Source organism: Bacillus sp. LM 4-2 (assembly GCF_000978495.1).
Lineage (GTDB): Bacteria > Bacillota > Bacilli > Bacillales > Bacillaceae > Bacillus > Bacillus subtilis.
Genome location: NZ_CP011101.1, coordinates 2,280,013 through 2,295,704, shown reverse-complemented (window position 1 = coordinate 2,295,704; position 15,692 = coordinate 2,280,013). Strand labels below are relative to the sequence as shown.

The 15,692-nt window shown below is 43.9% G+C and carries 20 protein-coding genes; 19 read left to right on the top strand and 1 reads right to left on the bottom strand.

Annotation, left to right across the window (positions count from 1 at the left end; all coding sequences use genetic code 11):
- Positions 1 to 73 precede the first annotated feature (73 nt).
- The 17 genes from fur to lysA all read left to right on the top strand — a co-directional run bounded on the left by fur (position 74) and on the right by lysA (position 13,417).
- Positions 74 to 523, top strand: coding sequence for a ferric iron uptake transcriptional regulator (gene fur / locus bslm_RS11300; protein WP_003223972.1), 450 nt, complete (start codon positions 74 to 76; stop codon positions 521 to 523).
- Between the two features lie 124 nt (positions 524 to 647).
- Positions 648 to 875 carry a YqzK family protein gene (locus bslm_RS11295; RefSeq protein WP_003230440.1) on the top strand — a complete coding sequence of 76 codons (228 nt, stop codon included), beginning with the start codon at positions 648 to 650 and terminating at the stop codon, positions 873 to 875.
- A gap of 7 nt (positions 876 to 882) precedes the next feature.
- Positions 883 to 1,773 (top strand): site-specific tyrosine recombinase XerD, encoded by an 891-nt coding sequence (gene xerD / locus bslm_RS11290; RefSeq protein ID WP_004398985.1) that lies wholly within the window; start codon positions 883 to 885, stop codon positions 1,771 to 1,773.
- Positions 1,774 to 1,933: 160 nt separating this feature from the next.
- A complete protein-coding gene (gene deoB, locus bslm_RS11285; protein ID WP_015251776.1) occupies positions 1,934 to 3,118 on the top strand; it encodes a phosphopentomutase in 1,185 nt (394 codons plus the stop codon).
- Between the two features lie 12 nt (positions 3,119 to 3,130).
- Complete coding sequence (locus bslm_RS11280; protein WP_017695927.1) at positions 3,131 to 3,946, top strand: purine nucleoside phosphorylase I, inosine and guanosine-specific; 816 nt, start codon at positions 3,131 to 3,133, stop codon at positions 3,944 to 3,946.
- A 154-nt stretch (positions 3,947 to 4,100) separates the two neighbouring features.
- Entirely contained in the window at positions 4,101 to 5,270 is a 1,170-nt protein-coding gene (gene dacF, locus bslm_RS11275) for a D-alanyl-D-alanine carboxypeptidase DacF (RefSeq protein WP_004398637.1), read from the top strand.
- Positions 5,271 to 5,365: 95 nt separating this feature from the next.
- Positions 5,366 to 5,719: an anti-sigma F factor antagonist gene (gene spoIIAA, locus bslm_RS11270; RefSeq protein WP_004398633.1), complete on the top strand. Its 354-nt coding sequence runs from the start codon at positions 5,366 to 5,368 to the stop codon at positions 5,717 to 5,719.
- The gene (gene spoIIAB / locus bslm_RS11265; RefSeq protein ID WP_003230452.1) at positions 5,716 to 6,156 is read left to right on the top strand and encodes an anti-sigma F factor; all 441 of its coding nucleotides are present in this window, start codon (positions 5,716 to 5,718) and stop codon (positions 6,154 to 6,156) included. Before spoIIAA ends, spoIIAB begins: the two co-directional genes overlap by 4 nt.
- An 11-nt stretch (positions 6,157 to 6,167) precedes the next feature.
- On the top strand, positions 6,168 to 6,935 hold the full coding sequence (sigF, locus tag bslm_RS11260) for an RNA polymerase sporulation sigma factor SigF (RefSeq protein ID WP_003230458.1): 768 nt from the start codon (positions 6,168 to 6,170) through the stop codon (positions 6,933 to 6,935).
- Positions 6,936 to 7,059: 124 nt separating this feature from the next.
- On the top strand, positions 7,060 to 7,680 hold the full coding sequence (gene spoVAA, locus bslm_RS11255; RefSeq protein ID WP_003246053.1) for a stage V sporulation protein SpoVAA: 621 nt from the start codon (positions 7,060 to 7,062) through the stop codon (positions 7,678 to 7,680).
- Positions 7,670 to 8,095 carry a stage V sporulation protein SpoVAB gene (spoVAB, locus tag bslm_RS11250; protein ID WP_003230463.1) on the top strand — a complete coding sequence of 142 codons (426 nt, stop codon included), beginning with the start codon at positions 7,670 to 7,672 and terminating at the stop codon, positions 8,093 to 8,095. Before spoVAA ends, spoVAB begins: the two co-directional genes overlap by 11 nt.
- Positions 8,096 to 8,107: 12 nt before the next feature.
- Positions 8,108 to 8,560, top strand: a complete 453-nt coding sequence (spoVAC, locus tag bslm_RS11245; protein ID WP_003223947.1) for a stage V sporulation protein AC — start codon at positions 8,108 to 8,110, stop codon at positions 8,558 to 8,560.
- Between the two features lie 12 nt (positions 8,561 to 8,572).
- On the top strand, positions 8,573 to 9,589 hold the full coding sequence (gene spoVAD / locus bslm_RS11240; protein ID WP_003230465.1) for a stage V sporulation protein AD: 1,017 nt from the start codon (positions 8,573 to 8,575) through the stop codon (positions 9,587 to 9,589).
- 1 nt (position 9,590) lies between these two features.
- Positions 9,591 to 9,941: a stage V sporulation protein AE gene (gene spoVAE, locus bslm_RS11235; RefSeq protein ID WP_003230467.1), complete on the top strand. Its 351-nt coding sequence runs from the start codon at positions 9,591 to 9,593 to the stop codon at positions 9,939 to 9,941.
- 7 nt (positions 9,942 to 9,948) lie between these two features.
- Complete coding sequence (spoVAEA, locus tag bslm_RS11230; RefSeq protein ID WP_003230469.1) at positions 9,949 to 10,560, top strand: stage V sporulation protein SpoVABEA; 612 nt, start codon at positions 9,949 to 9,951, stop codon at positions 10,558 to 10,560.
- Positions 10,511 to 11,992 carry a spore germination protein SpoVAF gene (gene spoVAF / locus bslm_RS11225; protein ID WP_003230471.1) on the top strand — a complete coding sequence of 494 codons (1,482 nt, stop codon included), beginning with the start codon at positions 10,511 to 10,513 and terminating at the stop codon, positions 11,990 to 11,992. Before spoVAEA ends, spoVAF begins: the two co-directional genes overlap by 50 nt.
- A gap of 105 nt (positions 11,993 to 12,097) precedes the next feature.
- Entirely contained in the window at positions 12,098 to 13,417 is a 1,320-nt protein-coding gene (gene lysA, locus bslm_RS11220) for a diaminopimelate decarboxylase (protein WP_004398851.1), read from the top strand.
- 29 nt (positions 13,418 to 13,446) lie between these two features.
- On the opposite strand, the gene bslm_RS11215 is transcribed toward lysA, so the two are convergent.
- Positions 13,447 to 14,319 carry a DUF1002 domain-containing protein gene (locus bslm_RS11215; protein ID WP_014480169.1) on the bottom strand — a complete coding sequence of 291 codons (873 nt, stop codon included), beginning with the start codon at positions 14,317 to 14,319 and terminating at the stop codon, positions 13,447 to 13,449.
- Positions 14,320 to 14,574: 255 nt separating this feature from the next.
- Here bslm_RS11215 and bslm_RS11205 point away from each other — a divergent pair, with 255 nt between their 5' ends.
- Positions 14,575 to 15,006, top strand: coding sequence for a peptidylprolyl isomerase (locus tag bslm_RS11205; RefSeq protein WP_003223931.1), 432 nt, complete (start codon positions 14,575 to 14,577; stop codon positions 15,004 to 15,006).
- Between the two features lie 200 nt (positions 15,007 to 15,206).
- Positions 15,207 to 15,410 carry a hypothetical protein gene (locus bslm_RS11200; protein ID WP_046381160.1) on the top strand — a complete coding sequence of 68 codons (204 nt, stop codon included), beginning with the start codon at positions 15,207 to 15,209 and terminating at the stop codon, positions 15,408 to 15,410.
- Positions 15,411 to 15,692 lie beyond the last annotated feature (282 nt).

The following is a 15,692-nucleotide window of genomic DNA, read 5'->3' as shown; positions in this document are numbered from 1 at the left end:
TAATAATTATAGTTGGAACTCTGCGCGTATTTTGTTATAATGAGTCATGGAATGCGGCGTAGGAGGGAAAGACATGGAAAACCGTATTGATCGAATTAAGAAACAACTGCACTCATCCAGCTATAAACTTACGCCACAGCGTGAAGCGACAGTAAGAGTGCTGCTTGAAAACGAAGAAGACCATTTAAGCGCAGAAGATGTATACCTCCTCGTAAAAGAGAAGTCTCCTGAGATCGGTCTCGCTACAGTATACCGTACGCTTGAATTATTAACTGAATTAAAAGTCGTAGATAAAATTAACTTTGGAGACGGTGTGTCCCGTTACGACCTTCGGAAAGAGGGCGCAGCTCACTTTCATCACCACTTGGTGTGTATGGAGTGCGGAGCCGTTGATGAAATTGAAGAAGATTTGCTTGAAGACGTGGAAGAAATCATTGAACGTGATTGGAAATTTAAGATTAAAGATCATAGATTGACGTTTCACGGCATTTGCCACCGCTGTAACGGAAAAGAAACTGAATAGACGGTGCCGAGCGCGAACCTTTTCTCATAGGGAAAGGGTTTTTTGCTGTTTCTATGTATAAAACCTTTCTGATTTGGCATATGGTTTATATAACTGGAACCATAGGGAAAGGATCGATTAGGACATGGGAAGATTCCTGAAAACAGCTGTCGATGCATTGAAAGTTTTCATCCTGTTTACCGGTTTTACCGCTTTGTTCTATTATGCTATGATATGGGTGAATCAAGAGTATGAAAACTATCATCGGTATGATAAACCGGAAGGCTCCGCTGTAAAAGTTGTTGAAATGGATCAGGATGAAAAAGGCGGATGGTTCGACCGGTTGATCTTTTTTTACCAAAACGGGGAGTAGATCAAGAGTGAAAGATCAAATAAAGGATTTCATCCACTACGTTATGGTAGAGAGAGGGCTCTCTCAAAATACGATCGTATCCTATGAACGTGACTTGAAAAGCTATTCTCTCTACTTAACAGAAACCCTTCATGTTACAGATTGGAATCACGTTACCCGCATACATATTATCCAATACTTAAAGCATTTGAAGGACTCGGGGAAATCCGGCAAGACATCGGCGCGGCATTTGGCATCCATTCGCTCTTTTCATCAATTTCTGCTCAGGGAAAAAGTAACGGATAAGGACCCTTCCGTTCATATCGAAACACAAAAGACGGAACGGGCGCTTCCGAAGGTGCTCGCGCTCAATGAAGTCGAGCGGTTATTGGACACGCCTAAGCTGACGAGCCCTTTCGGATATCGGGATAAAGCAATGCTGGAGCTGCTTTATGCGACAGGCATACGAGTCAGTGAAATGATTGAATTGAAAACGGCTGATGTTCATTTATCTATGGGGTTTATCCGATGCTTCGGCAAAGGAAGAAAAGAACGGATTGTGCCAATCGGTGAAGCCGCTGCTTCCGCCATTGAGGAATATATGACAAAAGCCAGGGGAAAACTGTTAAAAAATAATGTATCTGACGCCCTCTTTTTAAATCATCACGGCAAACAGATCAGCCGCCAGGGATTTTGGAAGAACCTGAAAAAAATCGCATTGGAAGCCGGCATTAAGAAAGAGCTGACTCCGCATACACTCAGGCATTCCTTTGCGACGCATCTGCTTGAGAACGGGGCAGATTTAAGAGCGGTGCAGGAAATGCTCGGTCATGCGGATATATCCACGACGCAAATTTATACGCATGTGACGAAAACAAGGCTGAAGGATGTGTACAAGCAGTTTCATCCGCGAGCATAGCCGCAGGTGGCTGCGGCTTTTTTGTTTAGAGCGACAGAAAATATTGAAGTTTCTCATTATTTCCAAATACATTGTCAACGGGAATGAAAACGGTTTATACTTGAGTTGTCAGACCTCTTAGCGATACAATAGACGTATAGAAAAAAAGGAGGCTTTCAAGATGCCTGCATACAAATATAATCGTGTGTTTTTAATTGTGATGGACTCAGTCGGAATCGGCGAAGCGCCGGATGCCGCTGACTTTAATGACGAAGGCGCTCATACGCTCGGTCATATTGCCGAGCATATGAACGGATTACATATGCCGAATATGGCAAAGCTCGGCCTTGGTCTTATCGAAGATATCAAAGGTGTAGAAAAAACAGAACATCCGCTTGCCTATTATGGAAAAATGCAAGAAGCGTCAAACGGCAAAGATACGATGACCGGCCATTGGGAGATTATGGGTTTATACATTGATAAACCGTTTAAAGTGTTCCCGGAAGGCTTTCCTGATGAATTGCTTCAAGAGCTGGAAAAGAGATCTGGCCGCAAAATTATTGGAAACAAGCCGGCTTCCGGCACAGCGATTTTGGATGAGCTTGGCCAGGAGCACATGGAGACAGGGGCTTTAATTGTTTACACGTCTGCTGACTCTGTTCTGCAAATTGCCGCTCACGAAGAGGTTGTGCCGCTTGAGGAGCTGTATCGCATTTGCGAAACGGCGAGAGAGCTAACGCTTGATCCGAAATATATGGTTGGCCGCATTATTGCACGGCCGTTCGTCGGAGAGCCGGGTCAATTCAAACGGACGCCAAACCGCCATGATTATGCGCTGAAGCCGTTTGATCGCACTGTCATGAATGAATTGAAAGACAGCGGCTTAGATGTGATTTCAATCGGAAAAATCTCTGATATTTACGACGGAGAAGGCATTACTTCTTCACGCAGAACGGTTTCTAATATGGACGGAATGGACAAGGTGATCGATACGCTGGGAGAAGACTTTACGGGTCTGAGCTTTGCGAACCTTGTTGATTTTGACGCGTTATTCGGACACCGCCGTGACCCTGAAGGCTACGGACGCGCGCTTGAAGAATTTGATGCGCGGCTTCCGGAAGTGTTTGAAAAAATGAGAGAAGACGATCTGTTAATTATTACAGCCGACCACGGCAATGATCCGATTCATCATGGGACTGACCATACACGCGAGTATGTGCCGATTCTCGCTTACAGCAAAAAACATAAGAAAGCGCAAATGCTGCCGCTTGCAGATACATTTGCTGATATCGGTGCAACGATCGCTGATAATTTCCAAACGAATAAACCGAAATACGGGAAAAGCTTTTTATCTTTATTACAATAGGGGGACTGTTTCTTGAAGGACAGAATTGAACGCGCAGCCGCTTTTATTAAACAAAACCTGCCGGAATCTCCGAAGATCGGCCTTATTTTAGGCTCAGGTCTTGGCATTTTGGCGGACGAAATTGAAAATCCGGTCAAGCTGAAATATGAAGATATACCTGAATTCCCGGTATCTACTGTTGAAGGGCATGCCGGACAGCTTGTGCTTGGCACTCTTGAAGGAGTTTCCGTCATTGCAATGCAGGGCCGCTTTCATTTTTATGAAGGCTACTCAATGGAGAAAGTCACATTCCCTGTACGCGTGATGAAAGCGCTCGGTGTGGAAGCGTTGATCGTGACAAATGCCGCAGGCGGTGTCAACACTGAATTCCGTGCGGGAGACTTAATGATTATTACCGATCATATCAACTTTATGGGAACAAACCCGTTAATCGGGCCAAACGAAGCAGATTTCGGCGCCAGATTTCCAGATATGTCTTCAGCCTATGACAAAGATCTGTCCAGCCTGGCTGAAAAGATTGCGAAAGACCTTAATATCCCAATTCAAAAAGGCGTGTACACTGCAGTGACAGGACCTTCTTACGAAACACCGGCAGAAGTCCGGTTCTTAAGAACGATGGGCTCTGATGCAGTCGGCATGTCTACTGTTCCGGAAGTCATTGTAGCGAATCATGCGGGAATGCGGGTTCTTGGCATTTCCTGCATCTCTAACGCGGCAGCCGGAATTCTGGATCAGCCTTTAAGTCACGATGAAGTTATGGAAGTGACCGAAAAAGTAAAAGCTGGATTCTTAAAGTTTGTTAAAGCGATCGTCGCTCAGTACGAATAAAAATGAATCAATGCAGGACCAAAAGACAGCTGTGTCTGATATCACACAGCTGTCTTTTTTTATGCCCAAAATTCGAAACATTTTCCATCAGTGGCGTATAAAACCATCCCGCTTGGAAAAAATAAAAAGGATTATGAAATGGAGGGCTTTTGAGATGAAACGTCTTTTATCCACTTTGTTGATTGGTATAATGCTGCTTACATTTGCACCGTCTGCATTTGCAAAACAAGACGGAAAACGTACATCGGAGCTTGCTCATGAAGCGAAGTCTGCGGTGCTGATAGAACGTGACACAGGAAAAGTGCTTTACAACAAGAACAGCAATGAGAGACTGGCGCCTGCAAGCATGACGAAAATTATGACGATGCTTTTGATTATGGAAGCTTTAGATAAAGGCAAAATCAAAATGAGTGATAAGGTCCGTACAAGCGAGCATGCGGCGTCAATGGGCGGCTCACAGATCTTCCTTGAGCCCGGCGAAGAAATGACTGTCAAAGAAATGCTGAAAGGCATCGCAATCGCTTCGGGAAATGACGCTTCCGTCGCCATGGCTGAATTTATTTCCGGCTCGGAAGAAGAATTTGTGAAGAAAATGAACAAAAAAGCAAAAGAGCTGGGATTGAAAAATACATCCTTCAAAAACCCGACCGGATTGACCGAGGAAGGACATTACAGCTCTGCTTATGACATGGCAATCATGGCTAAGGAATTATTGAAATACGAATCAATTACGAAGTTTACCGGCACGTATGAAGATTACCTTCGTGAAAATACAGATAAAAAGTTTTGGCTTGTGAATACAAATCGCCTTATCAAATTTTATCCTGGTGTAGACGGCGTAAAAACAGGCTATACAGGCGAAGCGAAATATTGTCTGACTGCTTCGGCAAAAAAAGGAAACATGCGGGCCATAGCGGTTGTATTCGGAGCGAGCACGCCTAAAGAAAGAAACGCGCAAGTGACAAAAATGCTTGACTTCGCCTTTAGCCAATATGAAACGCATCCTTTATATAAACGAAATCAAACAGTAGCAAAAGTAAAGGTCAAAAAAGGGAAACAAAAATTTATCGAACTCACTACATCTGAGCCGATTTCAATATTGACGAAAAAAGGCGAGGATATGAACGATGTGAAAAAAGAAATCAAGATGAAGGACAATATTAGTGCTCCGATTCAAAAAGGCCAAGAGCTTGGCACTCTTGTTCTGAAAAAGGATGGAGAAGTACTCGCTGAAAGTCCTGTTGCTGCAAAAGAAGATATGAAGAAAGCCGGGTTTATCACATTCTTAAAGCGGACGATGGGAGACTGGACAAAATTTAAGTAATTATGCCGAATGACCACTAGTTTTGTCACGGTGAAGGAATTCATTCCGTCGAAATCGAAACACTCATTATCCGATCATATCAAGGAGGAATGAGCATGAGCCTTGGAATTGACATGAATGTCAAAGAATCTGTGCTTTGTATTCGATTAACAGGCGAACTCGATCACCATACGGCTGAAACCCTGAAGCAAAAAGTGACTCAATCATTGGAGAAGGATGATATTCGCCATATCGTGCTGAACTTGGAGGACCTTTCCTTTATGGACAGCTCGGGGCTTGGCGTTATTTTAGGAAGATACAAGCAAATTAAGCAAATTGGCGGAGAAATGGTTGTTTGCGCTATCTCTCCTGCGGTGAAGCGATTGTTTGATATGTCGGGTCTGTTTAAAATTATCCGATTTGAACAATCTGAACAGCAGGCACTCCTGACACTGGGGGTGGCATCATGAAAAATGAAATGCACCTTGAGTTTTCTGCCCTCAGTCAGAATGAATCGTTCGCCCGTGTGACAGTTGCTTCATTTATAGCTCAGCTGGACCCGACAATGGATGAACTGACTGAAATCAAAACAGTCGTGTCAGAGGCTGTCACGAATGCGATTATCCATGGATATGAAGAGAACTGTGAAGGGAAAGTTTACATTTCAGTGACGCTGGAAGATCATGTCGTATATATGACTATTCGTGATGAAGGCTTAGGCATTACAGATCTTGAAGAAGCCCGTCAGCCTCTATTTACGACTAAGCCTGAGCTTGAGCGCTCTGGAATGGGCTTTACCATTATGGAAAATTTCATGGATGATGTCAGTATCGATTCATCGCCTGAAATGGGAACAACGATTCGCTTAACAAAGCACTTATCAAAAAGCAAAGCGCTTTGTAATTAAGGAGATTTGTTATGGATGTGGAGGTTAAGAAAAACGGCAAAAACGCTCAGCTGAAGGATCATGAAGTAAAGGAATTAATCAAACAAAGCCAAAATGGCGACCAGCAGGCAAGAGACCTCCTCATAGAAAAAAACATGCGTCTTGTTTGGTCTGTCGTACAGCGGTTTTTAAACAGAGGATATGAGCCTGACGATCTCTTCCAGATCGGCTGCATCGGGCTGTTAAAATCTGTTGACAAATTTGATTTAACCTATGATGTGCGTTTTTCAACGTATGCAGTGCCGATGATTATCGGAGAAATCCAACGATTTATCCGTGATGACGGAACCGTAAAGGTATCACGGTCATTAAAAGAGCTTGGAAACAAAATCCGGCGCGCGAAGGATGAGCTTTCGAAAACACTGGGCAGAGTGCCGACGGTGCAGGAGATCGCTGACCATTTGGAGATTGAAGCTGAGGATGTTGTACTGGCCCAAGAGGCGGTAAGGGCTCCATCTTCGATTCACGAAACCGTTTATGAAAATGACGGAGATCCGATTACCCTGCTTGATCAAATCGCTGACAACTCAGAAGAAAAATGGTTTGACAAAATTGCGCTGAAAGAAGCGATCAGCGATTTGGAGGAAAGGGAAAAACTAATCGTCTATCTCAGATATTATAAAGACCAGACACAGTCCGAGGTGGCTGAGCGGCTCGGGATCTCTCAGGTGCAGGTTTCCAGGCTTGAAAAGAAAATATTAAAACAGATCAAGGTTCAAATGGATCATACGGATGGCTAGTCTGCAGTGCAGGCTAGCTTTTTTGTGCAAAAGCGTGGTAATTTATGGTCTTTTCGAGCGGATGAATGAGAACAAAATCGAACCACATACTACATATATAACCACCGAAAGATGGTGATCAATGATGGAACGACGAATATTTATCCGGCTTCGCCACCGAGTGCTGGCACATCCAGGGGATATTATTACCGTTGGAGATGCCGCGCAAATAGAAGGGCAGCTTCAGCTGAAAAAGAAACTTTCGGCTATGCCGCTTTATCAGGTGAGCGAAAAAGATAAAAATATCGTAATTCTGGATATCATACAAGTCCTCAGAGCCATTCATTTACAAGACCCGACAATTGATGTTCAAACCGTAGGCGGAGCAGAAACCATTGTTGAAATTCAGTATCGAAAGCGAAATTTATCAACGGTTCTATTTATCGGTGTCTGGCTGCTTCTGTTTATTGGATCGTGTCTTGCCATCATGAACTTTCATGAGGATGTAAGCATGAGAGATGTTCATATCGCACTATATGAAATCATAACCGGAGAGAGGAATGACTATCCATATTTGCTTCAAATCCCATACAGCATCGGTTTGGGACTGGGGATGATCGTGTTTTTTAACCACATATTTAAAAAGCGCCTAAATGAAGAGCCCAGCCCGCTGGAGGTTGAGATGTTTAACTATCAGCTTGATCTCGATCAATATGTGGCCATGCATGAGAATCAAGAAACCATAAAGGATCTGCATGATCGTTAGTGTATTGTTCATTATTTTTGTCGGGCTCGGCGGAGGCATAACGGTGGGGGCGGGTTTCGTTGCTTTTTTAACCGTAATGGGAATCATTCCGCGGCTGATGCAGCTCACCAAAACAATGAGATTTGTTCAGGCTTATGAAGCGGCTGTTATTCTTGGCGCGGTTTGCGGGGGATGGGAGACGCTTCATATGAATCATCTTTATCTAACAAAATGGATAGCTGTGCCGGTCGGGCTTCTGGCAGGTTTGTTCGTCGGGATGCTAGCGGCTGCTCTTACAGAGGTTTTAAATGTCCTGCCGATTTTGGCGAAACGAATCGGGCTCAGAAGTAAAATCATTATTCTGTTAATGGCCATCGTGATTGGGAAAATCGCGGGATCTTTATTTCACTGGCTGTACTTTATTGACCATTCATAAGGAGGTTTCAAGATGACAAACATAAAAGAAAATTACAAATCAAAAGTGAAAACATATCAGCCTAAGCCGCCTTACGTCTGGAACTGTGTAAAAGCCTTTTTAGTGGGCGGACTGATTTGTGCAATCGGGCAAGGTCTGCAAAATTTTTATATCCATTTTTTTGATTTCAATGAAAAAACTGCGGGGAATCCAACAGCTGCAACGCTGATATTAATTTCTGCCCTGCTTACAGGGTTTGGAATCTATGACAGAATCGGACAATTCGCAGGCGCAGGTTCAGCCGTACCTGTCACGGGTTTTGCCAACAGTATGGCAAGTGCGGCTCTTGAATATAAAAGCGAAGGATTAGTGCTTGGAGTAGCGACAAATATGTTTAAACTGGCAGGAAATGTTATTGTTTTCGGAGTTGTAGCTGCATACATCGTTGGAATGATTCGGTTTGCTTTTGAGAAACTGATGTCATAGGAGGAGAAGAAAATGAAATTAACAGGAAAGCAAACCTGGGTATTTGAACATCCCATATTTGTCAACTCAGCGGGAACGGCAGCAGGACCAAAGGAAAAAGACGGACCGCTTGGCTCTTTATTTGATAAAACCTATGACGAAATGCATTGTAATCAAAAAAGCTGGGAAATGGCGGAACGGCAGCTGATGGAAGACGCTGTTAATGTTGCACTTCAAAAAAACAATCTGACAAAAGATGATATTGACCTATTGCTGGCAGGCGACTTGCTGAACCAAAACGTGACGGCTAACTATGTGGCAAGACACTTGAAAATCCCATTTCTTTGTATGTTTGGCGCCTGTTCAACATCAATGGAAACAGTGGCTGTCGCATCAGCCTTAGTTGATGGCGGGTTTGCCAAAAGGGCACTCGCTGCCACTAGCAGTCACAATGCAACTGCGGAAAGACAGTTTCGCTATCCGACAGAATACGGAGGGCAAAAACCGGACACTGCTACCTCCACTGTAACCGGAAGCGGTGCAGTTGTCATCAGTCAGACACCGGGTGATATCCAAATCACAAGTGCGACTGTCGGAAAGGTTTCTGATTTAGGAATTACAGATCCTTTTGATATGGGATCGGCTATGGCTCCGGCTGCAGCTGATACGATTAAGCAGCACTTTAAAGATCTCAACCGGACAGCGGATGATTATGATCTAATCCTGACAGGTGACCTGTCAGGCGTCGGTTCTCCAATCGTAAAAGACATCTTAAAAGAAGATGGATATCCAGTCGGCACAAAGCATGATGATTGCGGGCTTCTGATTTACACTCCGGATCAGCAGGTCTTTGCCGGGGGGAGTGGCTGTGCTTGTTCAGCGGTTGTCACCTACTCTCATATTTTTAAGCAGCTGAGAGAAGGAAAATTAAACCGTGTATTTGTCGTGGCGACCGGGGCGCTGTTAAGCCCGACGATGATCCAGCAAAAAGAAACCATTCCGACTATCGCCCACGGGGTTGTATTTGAGCGTGCAGGAGGTGCATCTTAACATGGACTACCTTTTGGCTTTTGTATGCGGCGGGGCCATTTGTATCGTCGGCCAGCTGCTCTTGGATATTTTTAAATTGACGCCAGCTCATGTCATGACATCATTTGTTGTAATCGGTGCAATATTAGATGGTTTCGGCATTTACGATAAATTTATTGAATTTGCCGGAGGAGGCGCCACCGTTCCGATCGTCAGCTTCGGTCACAGTCTTCTGCACGGTGCTATGCATCAGGCGCATATACACGGATTTATCGGAATCGGCATGGGGATTTTTGAGCTGACCTCGGCCGGTATCTCAGCCGCTATTCTTTTCGCCTTTATCGTAGCTGTTATTTTCAAACCGAAAGGATAATGCCGACATGACGACAAAACGCAAGGTCATACTGGTAACAGACGGGGATGTTTATGCCGCTAAAACAATTGAATACGCCGCAAGCAAAGTGGGAGGTCGATGTATTTCACAATCAAAAGGGAATCCTTCCACCCGCAGCGGCGCCGAGCTTGTCAAGCTGATTGCCTCAGCACCGTATGATCCTGTATTTGTCATGTTTGACGACTCCGGCCTTCAAGGAGAGGGTCCGGGAGAAGCCGCTCTAACCTATGTCGCAACCCATCCGTCTATTGAAGTGCTCGGTGTGATTGCGGTCGCGTCAAAAACACATCAGGCTGAATGGACCAGGGTCGATGTAAGCATTGACCGCAATGGAGAAATAACTGAATACGGCGTCGATAAAGTCGGGGAAAGGGAATTTGATGACCACAGAATGAGTGGAGATACAGTCTACTGCCTTGATAAACTTGATCTCCCGCTTATTGTCGGTATCGGGGATATCGGCAAAATGGGCAGAAAAGACGATATCTCAAAAGGGTCGCCAATCACCATGAAAGCGGTCGAGTTTATTTTAGAAAGGAGCGGGTATCATGCCGGACCACAAGGAAGAGAAAATTCGGGTTTATCGGAATCCAGCTAAAAATGAAGAGTATTTCAAAAATCGTGTTGGGATGGGGACGAGCTATGATGTAGGTGTTCGCAAGCTCACGATTTTAGATAAAGAGATCCAGCTTTACTATCTAAATGGATTATGCGATACAGCCTATATTATTCATTTAATGAGAGAGCTTGTTGCCATTAACAATCGGAAAGAAGACCCTGATGAGCTGGTCGACATCGTCGAAAACAGGCTGCTTAACGCCCAGGTCGAAAAAGTAAAAACCTTGGATGAAACCACCGACCAAGTGCTGTCCGGGCTCGTCGCTGTCATTGTTGAAGGTGCAGGCTTCGCATTTATAATTGACGTCAGAAGCTATCCGGGCAGAAACCCGGAAGAACCTGATACGGAAAAGGTGGTCAGGGGAGCCAGAGACGGATTTGTTGAAAATATCGTCGTCAATACGGCCCTTCTCAGAAGGCGGATCAGAGACGAGCGCCTTCGAGTCAAGATGACTAAAGTTGGTGAGCGGTCAAAGACGGATTTAAGCATTTGTTATATAGAAGATATAGCTGATCCGGATCTGGTTGAGATCGTAGAAAAAGAAATTGCATCCATTGATGTCGATGGATTAACAATGGCAGACAAAACTGTCGAGGAATTCATTGTTAATCAAAGCTATAATCCTTTTCCGCTCGTGCGCTATACAGAAAGACCGGATGTGGCCGCAAATCATGTTCTAGAAGGCCATGTTATCATTATAGTGGACACATCGCCGAGTGTGATCATTACCCCGACGACTTTATTTCACCATGTGCAGCATGCTGAAGAATATAGGCAGGCGCCTTCAGTCGGGACCTTTTTAAGATGGGTAAGATTTTTCGGTATTCTTGCTTCTACTTTATTTCTTCCGATCTGGTTTCTCTTTGTGCTTCAGCCTGATCTGCTCCCGGACAACATGAAATTTATCGGTTTAAATAAAGATACGCATATCCCGATCATCCTGCAGATATTTTTAGCTGACTTAGGAATCGAGTTTCTCAGAATGGCTGCCATTCACACCCCGACGGCTTTATCGACAGCAATGGGTTTAATTGCCGCTGTTCTGATCGGGCAGATTGCGATTGAGGTCGGCCTTTTTTCTCCTGAGGTGATTCTGTACGTCTCACTTGCGGCGATTGGAACCTTTACGACGCCTAGTTATGAATTAAGCTTGGCAAACAAAATGAGCCGTCTTGTCCTCATGATACTCGTTGCCTTATTTCATATAAAAGGGCTCGTCATCGGATTTACAGTGCTAATTATTGCTATGGCAAGCATCAAATCCCTTCAGACACCGTACTTATGGCCGCTGATTCCCTTTAACGGAAAGGCGCTGTGGCAGGTTCTTGTCCGCACAGCGAAACCTGGCGCAAAAGTAAGACCCAGTATCGTTCACCCCAAAAATCGCTTAAGACAGCCTACCAATTCATAATCGCATTGAAACTGACTGAAGAGTATGATAATGTATGTCTTAATTATGAAGGGACAGTCCATAAAACTGTCCTTTCATCCATAAGCGGAGAAAGAGGGAATGACATTGTTCTTACACGGCACAAGCAGACAAAATCAACATGGTCATTTAGAAATCGGAGGTGTGGATGCTCTCTATTTAGCGGAGAAATATGGTACACCTCTTTACGTATATGATGTGGCTTTAATACGTGAGCGTGCTAAAAGCTTTAAACAGGCGTTTATTTCTGCAGGGCTGAAAGCACAGGTGGCATATGCGAGCAAAGCATTCTCATCAGTCGCAATGATTCAGCTCGCTGAGGAAGAGGGACTTTCTTTAGATGTCGTATCCGGAGGAGAGCTATATACGGCTGTTGCGGCAGGCTTTCCGGCAGAACGCATCCACTTTCATGGAAACAATAAGAGCAGGGAAGAACTGCGCATGGCGCTTGAGCACCGCATCGGCTGCATTGTGGTGGATAATTTCTATGAAATTGCGCTTCTTGAAGACCTATGTAAAGAAACGGGTCACTCCATCGATGTTCTTCTTCGGATCACGCCCGGAGTAGAAGCGCATACGCATGACTACATTACAACGGGCCAGGAAGATTCAAAGTTTGGTTTCGATCTTCATAACGGACAAACTGAACGGGCCATTGAACAAGTATTACAATCGGAACACATTCAGCTGCTGGGTGTCCATTGCCATATCGGCTCGCAAATCTTTGATACGGCCGGTTTTGTGTTAGCAGCGGAAAAAATCTTCAAAAAACTAGACGAATGGAGAGATTCATATTCATTTGTATCCAAGGTGCTGAATCTTGGAGGAGGTTTCGGCATTCGTTATACGGAAGACGATGAACCGCTTCACGCCACTGAATACGTTGAAAAAATTATCGAAGCTGTGAAAGAAAATGCTTCCCGTTACGGTTTTGACATCCCGGAAATTTGGATCGAACCGGGCCGTTCTCTCGTGGGAGACGCAGGCACAACTCTTTATACGGTTGGCTCTCAAAAAGAAGTGCCGGGTGTCCGCCAATATGTGGCTGTAGACGGAGGCATGAACGACAATATTCGTCCTGCGCTTTACCAAGCTAAATATGAAGCTGCGGCAGCCAACAGGATCGGAGAAGCGCATGACAAAACGGTATCAATTGCCGGAAAGTGCTGTGAAAGCGGAGATATGCTGATTTGGGATATTGACCTGCCGGAAGTAAAAGAAGGCGATCTTCTTGCCGTTTTTTGTACAGGCGCTTATGGATACAGCATGGCCAACAATTATAACCGTATTCCGAGACCCGCCGTTGTATTTGTCGAAAACGGTGAGGCTCATTTAGTCGTGAAGCGAGAAACATACGAGGATATTGTAAAACTTGATCTGCCATTTAAAACGGGTGTAAAGCAATAAAAGAAAGCGCCGATTTTTCGGCGCTTTTCTTATTTGAATATAGATACAATCGCATTCCAGATAGATACGAAGAAATCAATGACTTTCTGGATGAAGTTTTTGCCTTCATCTGATTCTATGAATTTCGTAATCTTATCTTTCGCTTTATCTAGCTGGTCACTGACCTGTCCCCAGTCAATGTCAGCGTTTTTCATCTTATTGAATAGGGAGACAAGCTGGTTCTTTTGGCTGTCAGTAAGTGTGACGTTTAAATCAGAAGCTGCGTCATCCACTTGTTTTTCGATGTCAGCTTTATTATCAGGCACCCCGTTTTTAGCAAACTCTTCTTTGATTTTTGCAATCAGGGCTGCCGCATTTTCGTTACCGATTTTGTCTCCAAGCTCTGATGTCGTGACAAGCTCTTGGTTGGCGACCTGCTTAACATCCTCCGAGATCGCTTCGTCTGAAGAAACTTCATACGCCTTAATCAATCCAGTTAAAGCCGCAGTCCCGGATACTTCAAACGGTGCTGTAACATACACCTTCGCATCTTTAACACCGGCTGTCATCAGTGCATTCAGGTACATTTCATCCGTGATGCCGCTGATATTATGGGTCTCAACATTCAATCCGGAGCCTTTTTTGGCAATGGTGATTGAGGATGAAGAAATCGCTCTCGATCCGATTTGCGCGTTCGATATATATTTTCCTAAATATTCATGTTCTTCCTTATTGGTCACGGTTACCGTTGTGGCATTATCAGGGACATTCATTTCATCAAGCACTTTTTGTTTGTCGGATTCTGACAAATCAGCACCCAGTGTTACAATGACATCTCCAACTGCGGCATCCGCGAGACTGACCTTCGGAACCGTCAGCAGCAAAACGGCCGCTGCCAGCATTCCAATCCAAATTTTCTTCAAAGCAGTTTGACCTCCTTCAATTTCACAAGCAGCTGGATAGTGCTGCTTTGTGAGGACCTGAATCATGAAAAATACAGTTCCGTTAGGTTAGACGGAGATAAAGAGATTCAGGTTTCATTTTTATTTTTTAGTAAAGCCGGGAGATTCGTTTTCCCCCGAAAGGTGTGGTATAATAGCCGCGACAAGGAGAGACAGGCCATAACCTATCATACATAATCTCCTTTGAAAATTAAAATAAAGAAAGTAGGCATACAATTGAAAACAGGTTACTTTTTATTAGAAGACGGGAACAAAATTGAATTTGAACTTTATCCTGAAGCTGCACCTGGAACTGTCGCAAACTTTGAAAAGCTTGCGAACGAAGGCTTTTATGACGGGCTTACATTCCACCGAGTGATTCCTGGCTTCGTCAGCCAAGGCGGCTGCCCGCACGGAACTGGTACTGGCGGTCCGGGATACACAATCAAATGTGAAACAGAAGGCAATCCGCATACACATGAGGCGGGCGCACTTTCTATGGCACATGCCGGAAAAGACACTGGCGGCAGCCAATTTTTCATCGTTCATGAGCCACAGCCTCATTTGAACGGTGTTCACACTGTATTCGGTAAAGTAACAAGCGGATTAGAATTCGCGAAAAACATGTCTAACGGCGATGTAATGAAAGAAGTTCGCGTAGAAGGCTAATTGGCAGGCAAAAGGCTTCCTCATATAGAGGGAGCTTTTTTATTTGTAACTAATTGAATAGTTTACTAAATAGTATTGTTGATATGTGTTTTTGATTTTAGGGTGAGTATTTTAAGCTAGAGGAGGAAGTAAAGTGAATAAATGAAATATACGAAATTGTAGAGAAGATCAATTATCTGAATAATAAAGAGCAATTGGAATTGCTCGATTTAATGATGGGATTCTTTCAACAAACAGTACTGGATAAAGAAAGTTTGGATTCGGCTAGGGTAATTCAGATGTTTAATACGTTGCTAAAGGAAATTAATCGTGAGTATACTCCTGAAGAAGTTGAAAAAATGTATTTGCTAAGAGATATGTTGGGTTTGAAACAAGCATTGATAAATAGTATTAAAACTGTGTAAAGGGGGCGTACAATGGTTTTTATTGCTCAGTAATATAAAAGAACTCAATAGAGCATACAGCGCTCAGATTGCAATAAAATTATGTATTTTATTTAAATTAAATGAATTAGAAATAGGGGAGGAATTTGACTGAATAATATTGAGCCAAGATCGAGCTTATCACACGAGAACTCATCCTATTTATTATAACAGAATTGGAAAAGATTAAATCTCTCTATTAATTCCGTATTAATATTCTTTAAGTTTAGGGAAAGAGAATACTGCACTGAAAAAACAGCTGAG